This is a genomic window from Methylomonas sp. BW4-1 (assembly GCF_052474385.1).
On the sequence record NZ_CP184125.1, the window covers coordinates 5,315,548 to 5,331,522 of the forward strand.

Genomic DNA, 15,975 nt, shown 5'->3' on the forward strand with positions numbered 1-15,975 from the left:
GCATTCGCGGGCGGCCTGCCACTAAGGAGCAAAGCAGGGCAGGACGCCGGGCGGGGCTTGCCGGCAATATTCGCCTTTGGTTCGATAATTGCACACGCTCTGACGCAGCTATGCGGTAAGGCTTTGGCGGGGTGCCGGCCGGCTGCTGTTTTTGATTGAAGCTTTGGATATTTCCGATACGCATGAGTGCACAGCCAATGACCGATATTTCCGCGTTCTGGACCGAGTCCTTGGCCGATGAGTTATTGCGCTTTTTAACCGGGCGCTTGAAATGCCCGGACATTGCCGCCGAATTAACCCATGACACCTACCTGGGACTGCGGCAAATAGCCGAGAAAACGCCGCCGGATAATGCGCGGGCCATGGCGTTTCGGATTGCGATCAATCTGACCATCGATCATCAGCGCAAAACCATGGTCAGGGACCGTTACGGTGCCGACGAAGATATTGATGCGCTGGTTGATACCCTTCCCGGTAACGCCGCGCCGCCGGAACAGGTGTTGATAGGTCAACAACGTTTGGCCGCGTTGCAGCATGCGCTGGGCGAGTTGCCGCAAGCCTGCCGCACTGTGTTTTTACTGCATGGGGTCGATGGCCTGACCTATACCCAAATCGCCGAACGTTTGGGGATTTCCAAGTCCCAGGTCAATAAGCTGCTGGCCCAAGCCATGGCGCATTGCGCCCGGCAACTGGCCGATTAAACAGCAAGCCCGCATTATTTTTCCGCAACCCACTTCATCCCGATGCCGTTGACTGCCGCCGCTTGCCTTACTTGGTATGATCGCTTTCGCGCCTCGCACGTCTTTATCAATAACAGCCTTGCATAATGGGAGATTGCATGCCAGCGCCGTCCGATAAATCCGCTCACACCAGTCTGCAAGATCAGGCCATCGCCTGGCTGATTTGTCTGCGCGACGACAGATTGGACGATGCGGAACTCGAAGCCTTCGCCGATTGGTTGAGCCGCGACCCCTTGCATGCCCAGGCATTTACCGAGGCTGAGGCTTTGTTCAGCGATATGGTACTGGCAGGCAGTTTGTCCAGTGCGAGCGAATCGCTGCAACCCGGGTCTCGACACACGGCGGCGGAAAAAAATGCTGCCGCTGGCCAGATTATTGACCCGGCCCTATCTATCAGAAGGATTCCGTGTCAGCCGAGCTCGTCGAAGCCCGGGCTGGTGACCCCTGCGACAGGCTCAGGGCGAATGGTAATCAAGAGTAGGGCCGATAAACCAGCCAGCCGCCGGCCGTCGGCCAGGCCGCGCCGGCCCTGGTTTGCGGCCGGGCTGGCCGTCGCGGCGATGTGGCTGTTGGCGATTAGTCTGATCATGCCGCAACAAGCGCGCTTATTTAGCGATTATTTCAGCGACTACCGCACGCAAACCGGCGAAATTCGCGAGATTCAACTCAGCGACGGCAGCCGTTTGCTGATGAACACCAATAGCGCGGTTTCGGTAGCGTTCACCGCCGCGACCAGACGTATCATCTTGCACCACGGCCAGGTGCAATTTACGGTGGCAAAGGATAGCCGGCGGCCTTTCGACGTAGTGGCCGACGAGTTGACGGTCCGCGCCTTGGGCACGGTGTTTGACGTGTATAAAACCGCGACCGGGCCTACCGAGGTGAGCGTCCAGGAGCATGCCGTAGCGGTCAGTACGGCGGGTCGGGACAGTGACGTTACCGTCGCCCAGGGGCAAGGCTTGGTCTATCAACCCGGACTGCCGCTGCCGCATCCGCGGGCCGTGGGCGCGGAACAGTCCGCTTGGCGGCAGCATCGCCTGGTGATCAACGATAGACCTTTAGCTGACTTGATCAGCGAGTTGGAGCGCTATCGATTGGGACGGATATTTCTGGCGGATGCCGCACTTAAAAATCTGCGGGTAACCGGGGTGTTTTCTCTGGATACGCCCGATGAGGCACTGTCCTCGGTGCGTAAAGCACTGGCTTTGCAAGAAACCCGTATCGGTCCCTGGTGGGTGCTGCTGCATCGCTGATTTTTTGGGTGCTGTAAGCCACTCCGGGCAGCGCGCGCATGTCCAAAACGGTTTGGCGCATATGGGTCGAAAAATCCAGCCCACCGGCTCGAGCCTTCAACGGCTGTTCCCTATTTACCCGCATTCAAGCAAAAGTCGTCCCTCCGCCGGAAACTTCCTCAGTCGCGCAGCGCTGCGATTTTTTCAACGCGGTTTTGCCGGAATGGAGACGATTTTTTGCCAATCAGGAAATTTTTGTGATCGATTTTTGTGCTGAAACGACTTCTATGTTGAGAAACATTATTTTTCGGACAGGACGGATCTTGAAAGCACGGATTAACGATTTTCGCTACCCGCTGGCAGTGGACGTATGGCATCGGCCAGCCGTATATCTGTGCTATGCGCTGAAAGGCAATCGTGTCGGCGTCGATACCTGGGTGTTGATCGGGCTGGTGGCGGCCGGCGGACAATTGATCAGCGGCCAGGCGGTCGCTACGGAAGTGGTTCGCCACTTCAATATCGGCCGCCAGTCCTTAAACAACGCGCTGATTCAATTTGCCGCGCAAGCCAAGTTGGAATTGATTTTTTCAGCGGACATGTTGCGTGAGCTCGCCAGTCCGGAGCTGCGCGGGGACATGTCGGCAGAGCAGGCGTTGACACACTTGCTGCATGGCAGCGGTTTTACCTACCGTTTTATCGATACCGACACGGTGACTTTGGAACGCAGTCCGGCGGCAAAAGAAGTGTCTAGCCTGCCGCCCCCCGTTACCTTGGATGCCATGACTGTCGTGGGCTCGAAAACAGCGGAGGCCGGTGCGGAAATCGCCACCGAGCCGATGCTTGACGAGGCGCGGACCTATGCCGTCAGCCATATTGCCAGCGCTACCGGAACCGACACGCCAATCAAGCAAATCCCGCAGTCCGTGCACGCGCTTAACCGCCCCTTGTTAGACGACCAGCAAACGATCAACCTCAGCGAATCCTTAGTCAATGTTAGCGGCATAGTGGCGCGTAATACGCTTTACAGTCCGGTTATCGAAGGCACCTTAATTCGCGGTTTTCGTTCCGAACAACTGCTGGATGGCTTTACCCAGTACTACAACCCCGGCGACCGGGAAAGCACTATTAATATCGACAGAATCGAGGTGCTGAAGGGTTCCAACGCCTTGCTCTACAGCGGCGGCTCGGGCTCCCCGGTGGGCGGGGTGGTGAATCTGCTTGCCAAATTGCCGCAGGCCAAAGCCTTTGGCGAAGCGGGTTTTAGAATCGGCAGCCACAGCTTTTATCAGCCGTTTTTCGATGTCAATCAACCCCTAAACGCCAATATTTTGTTGCGCATGACCGGTGAATATACCAACGCCAGACACGACATCGACATAATCGAAACGCAGCGTTTTAACCTTAACCCGGCCCTGACGCTGACCGATAACGACCAAACCCGTTTGACGATCCAAGCCAAACTGTCGCGTTGGCAGCAACCGGAGTACCAGGGCTTGCCCGCCACCGGCAGCATCGCTGGTGATTTTGCTACCCGGCCCGATCTGTTCCCGGGGCCGGCCAATCTGCCCGATAGCCATTCAGATGCCGATGCGGTATGGGCTACGCTGGACCGGCAGCTCACCGGGAGCTGGCGCTTAAACCTGAAGGCGCGCTATGCGCAGGCTAAATTCGACGAGAAAATTCAGACCCTGTTCGGCAGCGATGGCCTGGTCGCGGACCGACCCTTGTTGCCGGCATCGCACTGGGCATTAGTGAACGCCGAATTGTTTCAACAACAGCATGAACGCAGCGTATTGGGCAATTTGCAGGGCAAATTTAAGCTGGGTCCCAGCGAAAATAATTTGTTACTGGGCGCGGATTACAGCCGTTTGCAAGATGCCGGCTTTATCGAGGGCGATTTCGGCGCCTTAGGATTCGGCGTAGGTACGGTCGATCTGCGGGCACCGCTATTTGACTCCCCTTATGCCGTACCCGGTCCGGGCCGGGAAAATCAGTTCATCGAAAACCTCACTTACGGCGCTTACCTGCAGTGGCAAAGCACGCTGTACCGGCGATTGCATTGGCTGTCCGGGCTTAGGCTGGGCAAGGTGGGTATCGATTTTAATAACGCGCAAACCGGGGTAAATGTCACCACGGATACGCTGAAATGGTTGCCGCGCCTCGGCGGCGTGATCGACCTAAACGAGGAGGTTTCCTGGTTTATTTCCTATAGCGAAGGCATGCGCGGCCAACCGTTTGTCAATTTCGTCGATACGCCGGCGCCGGAATTGTCCAATCATCTGGAAACCGGTTTGAAATTCAATTTTGCGAATCAATTCAGCGGCCAACTGGCGCTCTACCAAATTGAGCGTAGCCAGGTCGCGGTCACCGACAGCAGCGATTTCCTGCGGCGTTCGGTCGCCGCAGGGAAGCAACGCTCGCGCGGTATCGAAATGGATTTGCTCTGGCAACCGGTCGAGGGCTTCAGCGTGCTGGCAAACTATGCGCATACCGACGCCCGCTTCATGGACGATAAAGCCGGGGTGGCTGCCGGCAATCGCTTGGCTCAAGTCCCGGAAGATGCCGGGCGGCTCTGGGCGCATTACCGTTTTCAGCAGGATGAGTTGCAAGGTTTTAGCTTGGGTTTCGGCGTGTACGCCCGCGCCGGCGCTTATTTATCCAATAACAATCGCTTTAAAACCGCCGGCTACCACAGCTTCGACGCGGCGTTGGCTTACGAAACCGGGCGTTTCCAATGGGCGGCCACGGTCAAAAATCTCAGCGATGAGGATTATTTTCAGCCCTACGGCTATTTCGAAGGCCGGGTAGCGCCGGCAGCCGGCCGCGCCGGGTTTCTAAGTTTTTCAATCAAGTACTGATGCCGTCGTTAACTATTTGCCACAGGAGTTTTTCAGGAGCACCTCACTCAGGGATTTAGAGTGATGTCGTAAGGATCGCGACAAACATGCCACATCCGCCGCGAGACGGAGCCGGAAAGCCACGGGTCTTGGAGATTAAGACAGCCGGGTTACCTGCCAGTTAAAGACCCTAAATTCGGGTTGGCGATTTGCAGATTAACTTTAACCGTAATTTATTAAGGAATAAAAAATGACAATCTTGCACTACAACCGCACTCAATGGGTAAGCGCCGGCCTGCTCGCCTTCAGCGCATTGACCGCCGTTTTGGCGCCTGCTACAGCCAGCGCTGCACAAGTTAGCGGCGATGCCACCATTACCATCAACAATGCCGCTTTTGCGGCGGCATCGGTCAATGTCGGCAGTGGCTATCCGAATGGCTGGATTGTCGCGAAACATTGGGGTGCCAGCGACAATTTACTGGGTATCACCGGTGCAACCACCGGCGGAACGACGCTATCGGCAACCGCCAGCACAGCGATGTCGTTTGCGGTTAACGCCAACACCACGACCAACAGCTATCCGGCTGCCGGTCCCTATGGCCGTACCGAACAAGCCACGACGATGGACGCCGGCAATACCTCGGTTGGCCAAATCGGTTTGAGCGGCGCCTGGTTGTTGACCAGCCAAGGCGGCAGCGGCATTTTGACGCCATACGACTTTAGCCTGGTAAAAACCGGGAGCACTTGGAATATCAAAACCTACGATACCGGTTTTGGCTACCAAAATTTCTTGAAGCTGACCAACGTCTCCGAGTCGCTAAGCAGCAATGGCGAATTACTACTGAGCGGCGATTTGCAATGGACCGGATTGTGGGCCGGTTTGGTTGGCGCCAATACCAATGCCGTGGTCGGTACTTTTAGCCTGGCGCCCAGCACGGCGCCATCGGCGGTACCGGTACCGGCGGCGGTCTGGATGTTCGGCAGCGGGCTGCTGGGCTTGCTGGGTAAAAGTCGTAGAAAAGCCTCGGTCGCGGCCTAACTCGCAAATTGGGCTTGGGGCGGTCGCCAAGATTCGCTTCGGGCCCGGACTTTCGGCAATAAATCCCTCTTCGTGCCCGCATGCCGTCGACTACGGCCGCTTGTGTATTTAGGCAGGGAGAGGGCTTATTCTGACCATCCGCTGATAGGGATTTTATGAAGATCAACAAAAACTGTGGCTATCCCGCTTTGGTGGTGCGGGCGATGCTAGCCATCGGTCTGGGAGTGGCCTCAGCAAGCGCTGAAGCCACGCTATTGAATGCGCCTTCCGGCGGTACGTTTACGATGAACCTGGACCGGAATGCGCTGGCACCTTATGCCGGGGGCTATTACTTGTCGACGTTTTGGAGTACGGCAACGTCCAATGCTCATAATCCGGCCAACACCGGCGACCATTTGCTTAGCCAGCTCAATACCACCGAGATTTCCGGACTCAATCAGGTGTTCGAGTTGACGGCTATCGGTAACGATCCTAGTCCGCAAGCCAGTCAGCGTTACGTCAAAGCCACATCAGCCGATTTTGCCATCGATACCATCACGCTGGCCGGCGTGGCCGGGGCACAAGTGGGCATGACCGGCGTGCAGGGTTTTTATGCGCCGAACTGGCCGCCGACTGGAGCCGGCTTGGTCAACGGCGATTTTTCGCTGCTTTACGATGCCAACCGGCAAACTTTGGGCCGCACCGGTTGGTACCTAGCCAATAACATTTATTTCACGATGGCGGTGTACGACTTAAGCAATCTAAGCCTGAACTTTAGTAACGCCGGAAACTGGCAGTTGAGCGGCGATTTACTGATGTCGCCGGAAAACGCCGGCATGTTGCAAGGCGCGCAACTGGTCGATGTCGGCAGTTTCTGTTTGGGCACGGGTGCCTATGCCGGTTGCGGACAGGTATCGGCGGTGCCGCTACCCGCTGCGGTCTGGTTATTCGCTAGCGGCTTTTTGGGCTTTATCGGCATAGGCCGTAGGCCATATCTTTCAAGGAGTGTGACATTATGAAAATCAATAATCATCGATCATCCACCTGGCTATTAGCCGTTTTCGGTGTATTGTCGATCAGCCAAGCCCACGCTGCGACAGTCAGCGGCGGTGCGCTGGTCCTTAACCTAAACCGCGATGTGCTAATCGCCAGCCTTGACGTGAACGATTATCCGGACACGCCCACCGCGGACTTTCCGATTTGCTGCCGGCCTTCTATTTATCTGGAAGAGTTTTACGACGCTTCGGCGGCATCAAAAACCTTTGTTGAGCTGCGGGACGGCAATACGCCGGATTTGTACGATACGGTGGCCGATGAAATTCCGGCAACCGGTTTGCAATTTAGTGTCAACGGGCTGAGTCCGATAGTCAATCCGGGCGGGCGGCAGAACAGAAATACCACTTTCGCGTTCGAGCCCGGCAATTTGTTCGGCACTGCCAGCGGTAGTATCGGTCTGGGCGGTGTCATGCGTTTTAGGGTGGACGTCGATCCGCCGACCAATAGAGTGTTGTTGGGCGATATGACCTTGGAATACGATCCGGCTCTTGAAGCGGCAACGCCGGGGCGTTCCGGCTGGGTGATTACCAATCACATCGGTTTCGATGCGGGCGGTTTTGAGTTGTTTGATGTCACCACCGCAATAGTCGGGAATACGTTAAGCCTCAACGGCAATCTTGGGTTAGGGTGGGGCTTCGATCATCTGGGCGCTCGCGACGCCCGCTTGCGCGATACGCGCATTGGTACTTTCAGCTTCCAAACCACCGTGGTGTCGGGAGAAACGCCGGCGGCGGTGCCTTTGCCGGCTGCTGTCTGGTTGTTTGCCGGCGGTTTGGCCGGACTGTTTCTGAATAACCGTTCCGACAAAAGGATGGCGTGATGAAACCAGCCGAAGATCCAGAATTGATTCGGCCATGGACTGCCGTTTACCCAGCGCCTGACGAACGCCACCCTGCATATTTCCGCCGCGGCGGCTGGGTAAAAATCGCGGCAGGCTTAGGCATCGGTTTGACATTGACGACAGCCGCGCAGGCAGGGCCTTCCCCGGTAATAAGTTTTGGACAGTATCGTAGCCATCAAGTCAACGTCGATGCGGAGGGGCAAAACATCGCCAGCGACAAAGGCAACGAGCCGACGCTGGCCTTGAGTCCGCTAAATCCCGCCAATATTGTCGTGGGCTGGCGTAAGTTCGATTCACCGCCCACTGCCGTCAAACACGGCGGCTATGCCTATAGCTTTGACGGCGGCGCGAGTTGGACTACCGGCATGCTGCCGGCCTTACCGCTGCAAACTCGCACCGATCCGGTGTTGGAGGTCGATGCCCTAGGCAATTTCTATTACCAGTCTTTGGCGGTATCGGATAGCACTTCGGTGTTTAAATCCAGCGACGGCGGGGTGACTTGGTCGGAGCCCGTGTATCAGTTTAAAGGCGACAAGAACTGGCTGGCCATCGATAAAACCGGCGGTCCCAGCGACGGGTATATGTACAGCACCTGGCGGCGGCCGGCCGACAGTAACCCCGATCCAAATTATGTCCCCAAATATTTCATCCGATCCACGGACGGCGGTGTCAGTTATCAAGAACCGGATGCGGCATTGCCGGTGGCAAACTTTGGCTTTGGCCGGCTGACCATCGGCGCGGAAGGCGAGGTTTATCTATTCGGCGTCGATGAAACGATTTTGTCCGTCAGTGCCTTGGGCATAGTGCGTAGCGGGCACTATTTCCTGAAATCGGTTGATGCCAAAGATCCCGCCGCTTCACCCACCTTTACCGCGCAAAAGGTTGATATCGGCGGCAACAGCATGATGTTCCTGTCGCCGAGCTTGCAGTTGCCCAACCCGCTGGGCGGCGACGGCGATGTGCAAATTGCCGCCGATCAATCGGCCGGGCCGTTGCGCGGCAATATTTACTTGCTGGCGCATGTCTCCCCCTATACCTGGCAAACCGGCGGCGATCCGCAGGATATTCATTTCGTGCGCAGCAGTGACGGCGGCGCTACCTGGTCGGCGCCGGTGCGGGTGAATGACGAACCACCCGCCGCCAACGCTTACCAATGGTTCCCGATGCTGGGCGTGGCGGCCAACTCCCGCCTCGACGCGGTGTGGTACGACACCCGCAACGGCAGCGGCAGCGCGCCGTACCGCTATTCGCAGCTTTACTACGCCTACTCCTGGGACGGCGGCGTAACCTGGAGCAAAAATCAGGCGGTCACGCCGGTGTTCAATACGCATCTGCCGTATAACATCGTGAACGGCGAAGAACGGCAAGGCGACAAAATGGGCGATTACACCCAGATAGTCTCCGACGCCAACGGCGCGCACATTGCTTACACCGCCACCTACCACGGCGAGCAAGATGTGTATTACCTGAACGTGTTTCCGGATTGCAATAACAATGGCAAATCGGACGTGCTGGATATTCAAAACCGGGTCAGCGGCGATACCAACTTCAATCATTTACCCGATAGCTGTGAAAGCATCAGCGTAAGAGGCGATCTGGACGGCGACCGCGATGTCGATCAACTGGATTTGAACCTGGTCATTGCGGCGCGCAACCAACCGGCTACCGGCGTGGACGATCCCCGTGATCTGGATAAAAACGGTGTGATCAATGTGTTGGATGTGCGCAAGCTGACTTTGCTGTGTACGCGCTCACGCTGTGCGATTTAAACGAGCTTGATTCAAGCGGCTGGTAGTCAGATTTCTCCAATCTGACGCACGCACCGAAATTACTCCGTCATTCCCGCGCACGCGGGAATCCAGGGTGCCGAATATAGGACTAACAACGATGATGAAACAACTAAAAGCCGGCCTGGTCGGTACAGCATTATTCGCCGCCAGCGGTGTGGCCGATGCGGCTATTGATTTACATTTCACGCCCCGTAGCCAAACCGTCGAAGCCATTGAAATCGGTTTGAACATTTCCGGTTTGGGCGGCGCTGCGTTAGCAACGTATGACTTTAATATTCAGTTTGACCCAACACGTTTGGCCTTTGCCGGTGTAGTTTTCGGCGATCCGGTGTTGGGTGACGAATTGGATGTGTTTGACTTGGGTGGCAACAGTACCGCCGCCGATGTGCTGGGGCCGGGAGTGCTGAACTTATTCGAGTCGTCCTTGGACGACGCGGCGGATTTACAAGCCCTGCAAGCCGACAGCTTTACGTTGGCGATCATCCGTTTCAATGTGCTGAGCAGCGGTAGCAGTCAGCTTGGTTTATTGATTAACGGTTTGGCGGATGCCGGGGGTAACGCCTTATCGGCAAACACAGCGCCGCTTGACATCAATACAGTAGCTGCTGTGCCGTTGCCAGGGATGGTTTGGCCGATGGTTAGTGGGTTGTGGGTGGTGTTGAGGCGGCGTAGGAGTTAGTCAAAGTAGCCTGGATGAAGCGGAGCGTAATCCAGGGGCAACTTTGGGAATAATCCTAGTTACGTTGTTCTTCTTGGCAAGTTGCTAAGCATGTGTTTGGGTGATATACGGAAACTTTATAATCACTTGTTAGGGTTCTCACTATGCCCATGACCAACGACGAGTTTCAACTCTTTGTTGAAACTGCCAATGCTGAACTCCGAAATAAACAAACGATATTGGCCGATGATTATGGTCTCGGAAGTGCCGGACGTTGGTGGTTCGAGCAAACGACGGGAAATCTTCAGTTTTTTGATGCCGCAGACAATTTATCCGTTGAAACGGATGTGATTGATATTGGCAGTTATTCACCCAAGTCCAATTCGTGGAAATGGGCGTGGGGTAATGATTCAGTATTGCCGTGGCTACGGCAAAGAGCAGAAAAACTCAAAGAGCTTGAAGCCATCACAGGCATAGAGATCTTCGGGTATGAAAATGCTTTCACGGTCGAAGACGAGTCAATGGCTTGGGAATTAACTGCTATGTGCCTAAAGCATCTCGGAGCCTTAGGTTGCTACAGATGTCCGTCGTCTAAGCCCGGTGGGCCAACTACGTTCCTTGCTATCATGTCAATCAAGAGGTGCGGCAAAAATGCACCCTAACCCAGCGCTCAACCTCACTACCTTTGGTCGCAGCACGCTAAGGGATAAAGCCTAGTAGGTGAAGGTGCGCGTTAGCGTTCCCCGTCATATCCAAAAGCGAGTATTGAAATGTCACATAACCGCTTCCGCGGCAATATGACCTACGGCTACAATTCGCACGAAATTCGAAAGCCGCATTCCATGTTGGTATCAAGCGCGACATTTTGTTCCGGGAGGTTCAAATCGGTTTCAGATGGTTGTTGCACCGGGCAGGTGCCATTCTTGCAATTGCTTTGGGCGTCGGCTTGTGGAAGCAGTGGACATTAATCTGCAACGAAGCGTGTGCGCCGGGGCGGGCGTTAATGATGATTTTGCTGAGCTTTTTGCTGCCGGCCGTGGCGTATTCGACGCTGTTGGTATGGACGGCTACACGTCCCAGGCCTGTTGCCCGAGTTATCTCCGCTGCTTTGACTTTAGCCAGTCTTGTGGCGGCGATTTGGCTAAGTTTTTTTGCGTGAGGTGGTGTGGTTTCGGATTATTCCCGGTCACCCAGTTTAGGCAAACGATCCGCCAAGCCCATCGCATGCCGCGTCAGCAGTTTTTTCGCAAACGGCAGGTGGTCCAGCATGGTCAATCCGGCGTTGCGGACGGCGGCCAGTGGTAGATTGTCGTTGGAGAACAGCTTCACCACGCTATTGGTAAAACCGATGGTTTTGCCGTGGTCTTGTTGGCGTTGCCGGCTGTAGTTTTTCAGCAGGCGGGCATCGCCCAAATCGCCATCGCGTTCGTGTTGATCGATCAGCATTTCCGCCAATAGGGCGACATCGCGGATTCCCAGGTTAAAGCCTTGGCCGGCGACCGGATGCAGTTGATGCACCGCATTGCCGATGATGACGGTGCGGCCGGAGACCATGCTTTCCGCGCGGATCAGGCTTAACGGAAACGCCCGGCGCGGCGCGGCCAATTTTAATTCGCCCAAGCGGTAGCCGAAGCAGTTTTGTAGCTCGGCAAGAAATTCGCGGTCGCTGACGTTAATCAGGGTTTCCGCTTGTTCGTGAGTGCGCGTCCACACCACCGCCGATTGTTTACCGGCGACCGGTAGTAAAGCCAATGGGCCGAATTCGGTAAAGCGTTCGAAGGCAATATTACGATGTGGTAGCGCCGATTGTACGGTGGTGACCAGCGCGGTCTGGCCGTATTCGGTGACTTGCTGCGGAATTTCCAACAATTTACGCACCGTGGAGTTGCCGCCGTCGGCGCCGACCAGTAACTGGGCGTTGACGTTTAACGAGCTGCCGTCGTGCTGTTTCAAACTGACGTTCACGGCGTCGCGGCCAGACATCAAGCCGGCGACTCGGGTTTGATACAAGCAAACCGTGTCGGTTTTCTCGACCAGGTCGGCCATGTGCTGTTCGATGTCGCGGGCGACGATCACATAACCTAAGGCTTCCACGCCCTGATCTTCAGCGGCTAGCCGGGTTTTCCCAAAATGGCCGCGATCCGAGACGTGAATATGTTTGATGGCAGTGGCTTTATCGGCCACCCCGCGCCAAGCGCCCAAGTCATTCAGCAGTTCTACGGTACCGGCCGCCAAAGCCAAGGCGCGGTCGCCGGCCGGCGAATGACGCAGTTGTTCGCGGCTATTGGCTTCGACCAAGGCTATCTTCAAGCCGCTATTTTTCAGCGCCAGGGCCAGACAGTTACCGGCCAGGCCGGCGCCGACGATGATCAGGTCGAAATCGTGTTGCATCTGCTTTAGCCCAGTGCTATGGATCGATCATAAAGCGTTTCCGGCGCGACATCTAGCTCACCCGGCCAACACACGGTACCCAGTCCGACATAGGCTTGATCGAATAGTGAGCGGTCCTTAAGTTTAATGAAAACGCCTTTATTCAGATAAGGGGACATGTCGAACAAGCGGTGCTCGCCGTTATCGAACCAAAGTTCCAGTTTATAGTTGTCTTTAGGTTGCACTTGAATCACGGATTCCATAATGACCTTCCTTTAGCGTAAAGGATCGATAGGGAAGAGTTTTTCGCCATTGATCGCCAAGTTCCAATCGGCTAACAAAGATTCCCGATGAATTTCAATCCAAGCCTGCACCAGCCTGGATTTGGCAACCGGCAGGTCGCCGCTAAGTAATGCGCCGTCGGCTATGGAGAACGAGGCATTGTAGACTTGATATTTGGCGTGGATATGCGGAAGTTTATGGCGCTCATCGTCGAAGAAATACATACAAATGACGACGCCATAAAACATGCTGATGGTTGGCATATCGAATTTTTCCGTCACGCTAGCTCGATTGCATTAACGCTTCGATGGCTGCTATCGACTTTGGCACGCCGCCAGTCAGTATCTCATGACCGTCTTTTGTTACCAACACATCGTCTTCGATGCGAATGCCGATGCCGCGCCATTGTTTGTCTACGGTTTCGCAATCGGCCGGCACGTACAGGCCGGGTTCCACGGTTAACACCATCCCCGGTTCCAACAGTCGCCATTCATCTTTGATTTTGTAATCGCCGACGTCATGCACATCCATGCCCAGCCAATGGCCGATGCGGTGCATGTAAAACTGTTTGTATTTTTCGTCTTTGATCAGTTTTTTGGGTTTGCCTTTTAACAAGCCCAGTTCGATCAGGCCTTTGGTCAGGGTTTCTACCGAGGCGTCATGGGCTTTGTTCCAGGGATTGCCGGGTTTGATTTCAGCCAGCGCGGCTGCTTGGGCATCCAGCACCAATTGGTACAACAGTTTTTGTGGCTCGCTGAACTTGCCGGACACTGGAAAAGTGCGGGTAATGTCGGCGGCGTAATGGTCGCATTCAACGCCGGCGTCGATCAGCAGCAAATCGCCTTTGTTGAGTTTGTCCTTGTTTTCGACGTAATGCAGCGTGCAGGCGTTTTTGCCGCCGGCGACGATGGACGGATAAGCAACCGCGCGCAGACCGTCCTGAATAAATTCGTGGATCAGCTCGGCTTCGATCTGATATTCGTACAAACCGGGTTTGCAGGCCTGCATGGCGCGAATATGCGCCTTGGCGGACACTTCGCCGGCCCGGCGCATCAGTTTTAGTTCTTCCGCGCTTTTGAACAAGCGCATTTCGTGGACGATGTGTTCCAGCGATACCAACTCGCCCGGGGCGGTGACGCCGGAACGGGATTGTTTGCGGATGTGATTGATCCACTCCAGCAGTTTGTGGTCCAAATCGCTGTCCTTACCCATGGGATAGAACACCTTGCTCTTGTTTTCCAGCATGCCCGGCAGGATGTCGTCCAGATCGTCGATCGGGAACGAATCGTCGGCTTCGTAGTGTTTGGTAGCGCCTTCCAGGCCGGCGTGGGCGCCTTCCCATAAAGCCTTTTTCTCGTCGAATTCGCGGCAAAACAGGATGTACTCGCCTTGCTCGCGGCCGGGGATGAATACCGCCATCGATTCGGCTTCGTTAAAGCCGGTCAGATAATAAAAGTCGCTGTCTTGACGGAACGGGTAGTGGACGTCGCGATTGCGGGTGCGCTGCGGGGCACTGGCAATGATGGCGATGTTGCCCTTGCCGATTTGCTTCATCAGGCTGGCGCGGCGTTTTTTGAATTCGCTTTGTTTCATGGTCTATCTACTTAGATTAATGCGTTTGCGATGGGCCGAGTTCGGCAAATTGATCGCGCACGGTAAACACGGCGGCGCGCACATATTCGCGGAGTTCGACCAAGGCATTTTCGTCGTCTTCATCGCCGACGTCGGTGTCGATTTTGGTGAGCTCTATCATGTCGCGCATCACTTCAGCGGTATCGCCCGGCCAGTCGGCGCCGGTTTGCGCATAACCCACGCCGAACAAAAAGCCCTGGCACCAACAGCGAAGGGCTTCCACTTGTTCGTCTAACGGATCGTCGTCGTCAGGCATCAGCAAATCGAAGGCGAAATCGTCGTTTTGATTTTCCAGCAATACTCGGGTTCTTTCGAACACACCATGCAGCAGCGCTTTGTCTTCGTCGATCAACTGTTGCTCGTCGTCAATGAGTTCCCGTAGCCAGTTTTCCGCATCGGCGCGGATTTCGACGCAGAGCATGCCGGTGGCGATACCGTGCGCCTCGGCAGCGCCGATGTCGGCGTCATGTTGCTCTAAAATTTCTTCAACCGAACGGTAGGTCATCTGGGCTGCGTTTCCTATATAAAGCTGTTTAATAACATGGCTTATGCTAACATTCTTAACCATCTACGATGATTATAACGTCATATCGGCCCATACTCTTGCTATGTCTCAAACAGAAAAAGATCCGTCAACCGAACTGGAAGCATTGGAAGCGAAACTGGATACGCTGATTGCCCAGTTCAATCAAGTCAAAAGCGAGAATAAGTCCTTGAAAGTTAAACAGGATGCCTTGGTTAAGGAAAAAGCCAAGCTGCTGGAAAAAACCACGTTGGCCAAAACCCGGGTGGAAGCGATGATTGCCCGCTTGAAAGCCATGGAGCATGATTCGTGAGTAAAACCGTGCAGCCCGTTTCGCTGAATATCCTGGATAAGGAATATAAAATCGCCTGTGCCGCCGATGAAAAAGAGGGGTTGATCAACTCTGCCCGGGAACTTGACCGGCAGATGCGCAAAATCCGTGACACCGGCAAAGTCAGCAGCACCGACCGCATCGCCGTGCTGGCCGCCTTGAACTTGGCTCACGACTTGACGGCATCCAACAAGAACGAAGCCAACGGCAGTTTGGATATTGGTCAACGCTTAGCCGATTTGCGCAGCAAAATAGAAAACGTTTTGGAAAATTCGTAAATCATCCGGTAGACTATCAGTCCAATCTCCTGCGGCGTTCGAGCAGTACTGGGTGTTTCCTGAACCTGTTTTTACCCCGGAAACTTTTTGCCATTCATGGTGCGCATGCCTGTTTATTCAGGAAGCCTGATTGACTGGATTTGGTTTCCACTTGAACCTTCGGTTCAAGGACGAAAGTATCAGACGGCGCAGGCGGGAGATCTCTTGATTTTGCTTGTCTCGGTTTCTCGTCTTCGTTCGAAGACCCCCCTCGTGTTTGTTGTTAGTCTGCTGGTAGGTGGCGCGCAGGGTGGCGTAAGGCCTGGCGACTGTAGTCGCGGCTTAAAATTCGTTTAGCTAGCGCTGTATAGACTATGATCCATCCTCCAACACCTGTTGATAGCATGC

16 protein-coding genes, 1 other RNA gene and 1 riboswitch are annotated in these 15,975 nt (G+C 55.1%); of the genes, 12 read left to right on the forward strand and 5 right to left on the reverse strand.

The features are described from left to right. The first annotated feature begins 182 nt into the window (after positions 1-182). From ACH5Y9_RS24810 to ACH5Y9_RS24850, 9 genes are all read left to right on the forward strand, one after another. A complete protein-coding gene (locus tag ACH5Y9_RS24810) occupies positions 183-701 on the forward strand; it encodes a sigma-70 family RNA polymerase sigma factor (RefSeq protein ID WP_319961907.1) in 519 nt (172 codons plus the stop codon). 137 nt (positions 702-838) lie between these two features. Next, complete coding sequence (locus ACH5Y9_RS24815) at positions 839-1,993, forward strand: FecR family protein (RefSeq protein WP_445367956.1); 1,155 nt, start codon at positions 839-841, stop codon at positions 1,991-1,993. A gap of 302 nt (positions 1,994-2,295) precedes the next feature. Continuing rightward, on the forward strand, positions 2,296-4,830 hold the full coding sequence (locus ACH5Y9_RS24820) for a TonB-dependent siderophore receptor (RefSeq protein ID WP_445367957.1): 2,535 nt from the start codon (positions 2,296-2,298) through the stop codon (positions 4,828-4,830). A gap of 78 nt (positions 4,831-4,908) precedes the next feature. Then, positions 4,909-4,987, forward strand: a riboswitch (cyclic di-GMP riboswitch). A gap of 72 nt (positions 4,988-5,059) precedes the next feature. Further along, on the forward strand, positions 5,060-5,848 hold the full coding sequence (locus ACH5Y9_RS24825) for a hypothetical protein (protein WP_445367958.1): 789 nt from the start codon (positions 5,060-5,062) through the stop codon (positions 5,846-5,848). A 155-nt stretch (positions 5,849-6,003) separates the two neighbouring features. Further along, positions 6,004-6,846 (forward strand): hypothetical protein, encoded by an 843-nt coding sequence (locus tag ACH5Y9_RS24830; protein WP_445367959.1) that lies wholly within the window; start codon positions 6,004-6,006, stop codon positions 6,844-6,846. Beyond that, entirely contained in the window at positions 6,843-7,703 is an 861-nt protein-coding gene (locus ACH5Y9_RS24835) for a hypothetical protein (RefSeq protein ID WP_445367960.1), read from the forward strand. The genes ACH5Y9_RS24830 and ACH5Y9_RS24835 overlap by 4 nt, the downstream gene beginning before the upstream one ends. Then, on the forward strand, positions 7,703-9,493 hold the full coding sequence (locus ACH5Y9_RS24840) for a hypothetical protein (protein ID WP_445367961.1): 1,791 nt from the start codon (positions 7,703-7,705) through the stop codon (positions 9,491-9,493). The genes ACH5Y9_RS24835 and ACH5Y9_RS24840 overlap by 1 nt, the downstream gene beginning before the upstream one ends. 118 nt (positions 9,494-9,611) lie before the next feature. Next, on the forward strand, positions 9,612-10,193 hold the full coding sequence (locus ACH5Y9_RS24845) for a cohesin domain-containing protein (RefSeq protein WP_445367962.1): 582 nt from the start codon (positions 9,612-9,614) through the stop codon (positions 10,191-10,193). Positions 10,194-10,336: 143 nt separating this feature from the next. Further along, a complete protein-coding gene (locus ACH5Y9_RS24850) occupies positions 10,337-10,834 on the forward strand; it encodes a DUF6882 domain-containing protein (RefSeq protein WP_445367963.1) in 498 nt (165 codons plus the stop codon). Positions 10,835-11,348: 514 nt separating this feature from the next. Here ACH5Y9_RS24850 and ubiH read toward each other — a convergent pair. From ubiH to ACH5Y9_RS24875, 5 genes are read right to left on the reverse strand one after another with little or no spacing between them, the layout of a single operon-like run. Continuing rightward, the gene (ubiH, locus tag ACH5Y9_RS24855) at positions 11,349-12,563 is read right to left on the reverse strand and encodes a 2-octaprenyl-6-methoxyphenyl hydroxylase (RefSeq protein WP_445367964.1); all 1,215 of its coding nucleotides are present in this window, start codon (positions 12,561-12,563) and stop codon (positions 11,349-11,351) included. 5 nt (positions 12,564-12,568) lie between these two features. Further along, positions 12,569-12,805, reverse strand: a complete 237-nt coding sequence (locus ACH5Y9_RS24860; protein ID WP_101054125.1) for a DUF2442 domain-containing protein — start codon at positions 12,803-12,805, stop codon at positions 12,569-12,571. 12 nt (positions 12,806-12,817) lie between these two features. Beyond that, a complete protein-coding gene (locus tag ACH5Y9_RS24865; protein ID WP_445367965.1) occupies positions 12,818-13,105 on the reverse strand; it encodes a DUF4160 domain-containing protein in 288 nt (95 codons plus the stop codon). Position 13,106: 1 nt separating this feature from the next. Continuing rightward, positions 13,107-14,417, reverse strand: a complete 1,311-nt coding sequence (gene pepP, locus ACH5Y9_RS24870) for a Xaa-Pro aminopeptidase (protein ID WP_445367966.1) — start codon at positions 14,415-14,417, stop codon at positions 13,107-13,109. A 16-nt stretch (positions 14,418-14,433) separates the two neighbouring features. Then, positions 14,434-14,961 (reverse strand): UPF0149 family protein, encoded by a 528-nt coding sequence (locus tag ACH5Y9_RS24875; protein WP_101054119.1) that lies wholly within the window; start codon positions 14,959-14,961, stop codon positions 14,434-14,436. Between the two features lie 103 nt (positions 14,962-15,064). Between ACH5Y9_RS24875 and ACH5Y9_RS24880 the strand changes: the two genes are divergently transcribed. The 3 genes from ACH5Y9_RS24880 to ssrS all read left to right on the forward strand — a co-directional run bounded on the left by ACH5Y9_RS24880 (position 15,065) and on the right by ssrS (position 15,791). Further along, positions 15,065-15,292 carry a TIGR02449 family protein gene (locus ACH5Y9_RS24880; RefSeq protein ID WP_033159102.1) on the forward strand — a complete coding sequence of 76 codons (228 nt, stop codon included), beginning with the start codon at positions 15,065-15,067 and terminating at the stop codon, positions 15,290-15,292. Then, complete coding sequence (locus tag ACH5Y9_RS24885; RefSeq protein WP_445367967.1) at positions 15,289-15,588, forward strand: cell division protein ZapA; 300 nt, start codon at positions 15,289-15,291, stop codon at positions 15,586-15,588. The genes ACH5Y9_RS24880 and ACH5Y9_RS24885 overlap by 4 nt, the downstream gene beginning before the upstream one ends. Positions 15,589-15,611: 23 nt before the next feature. Next, a non-coding RNA gene (ssrS, locus tag ACH5Y9_RS24890) (6S RNA) lies at positions 15,612-15,791 on the forward strand. Positions 15,792-15,975: the final 184 nt, after the last annotated feature.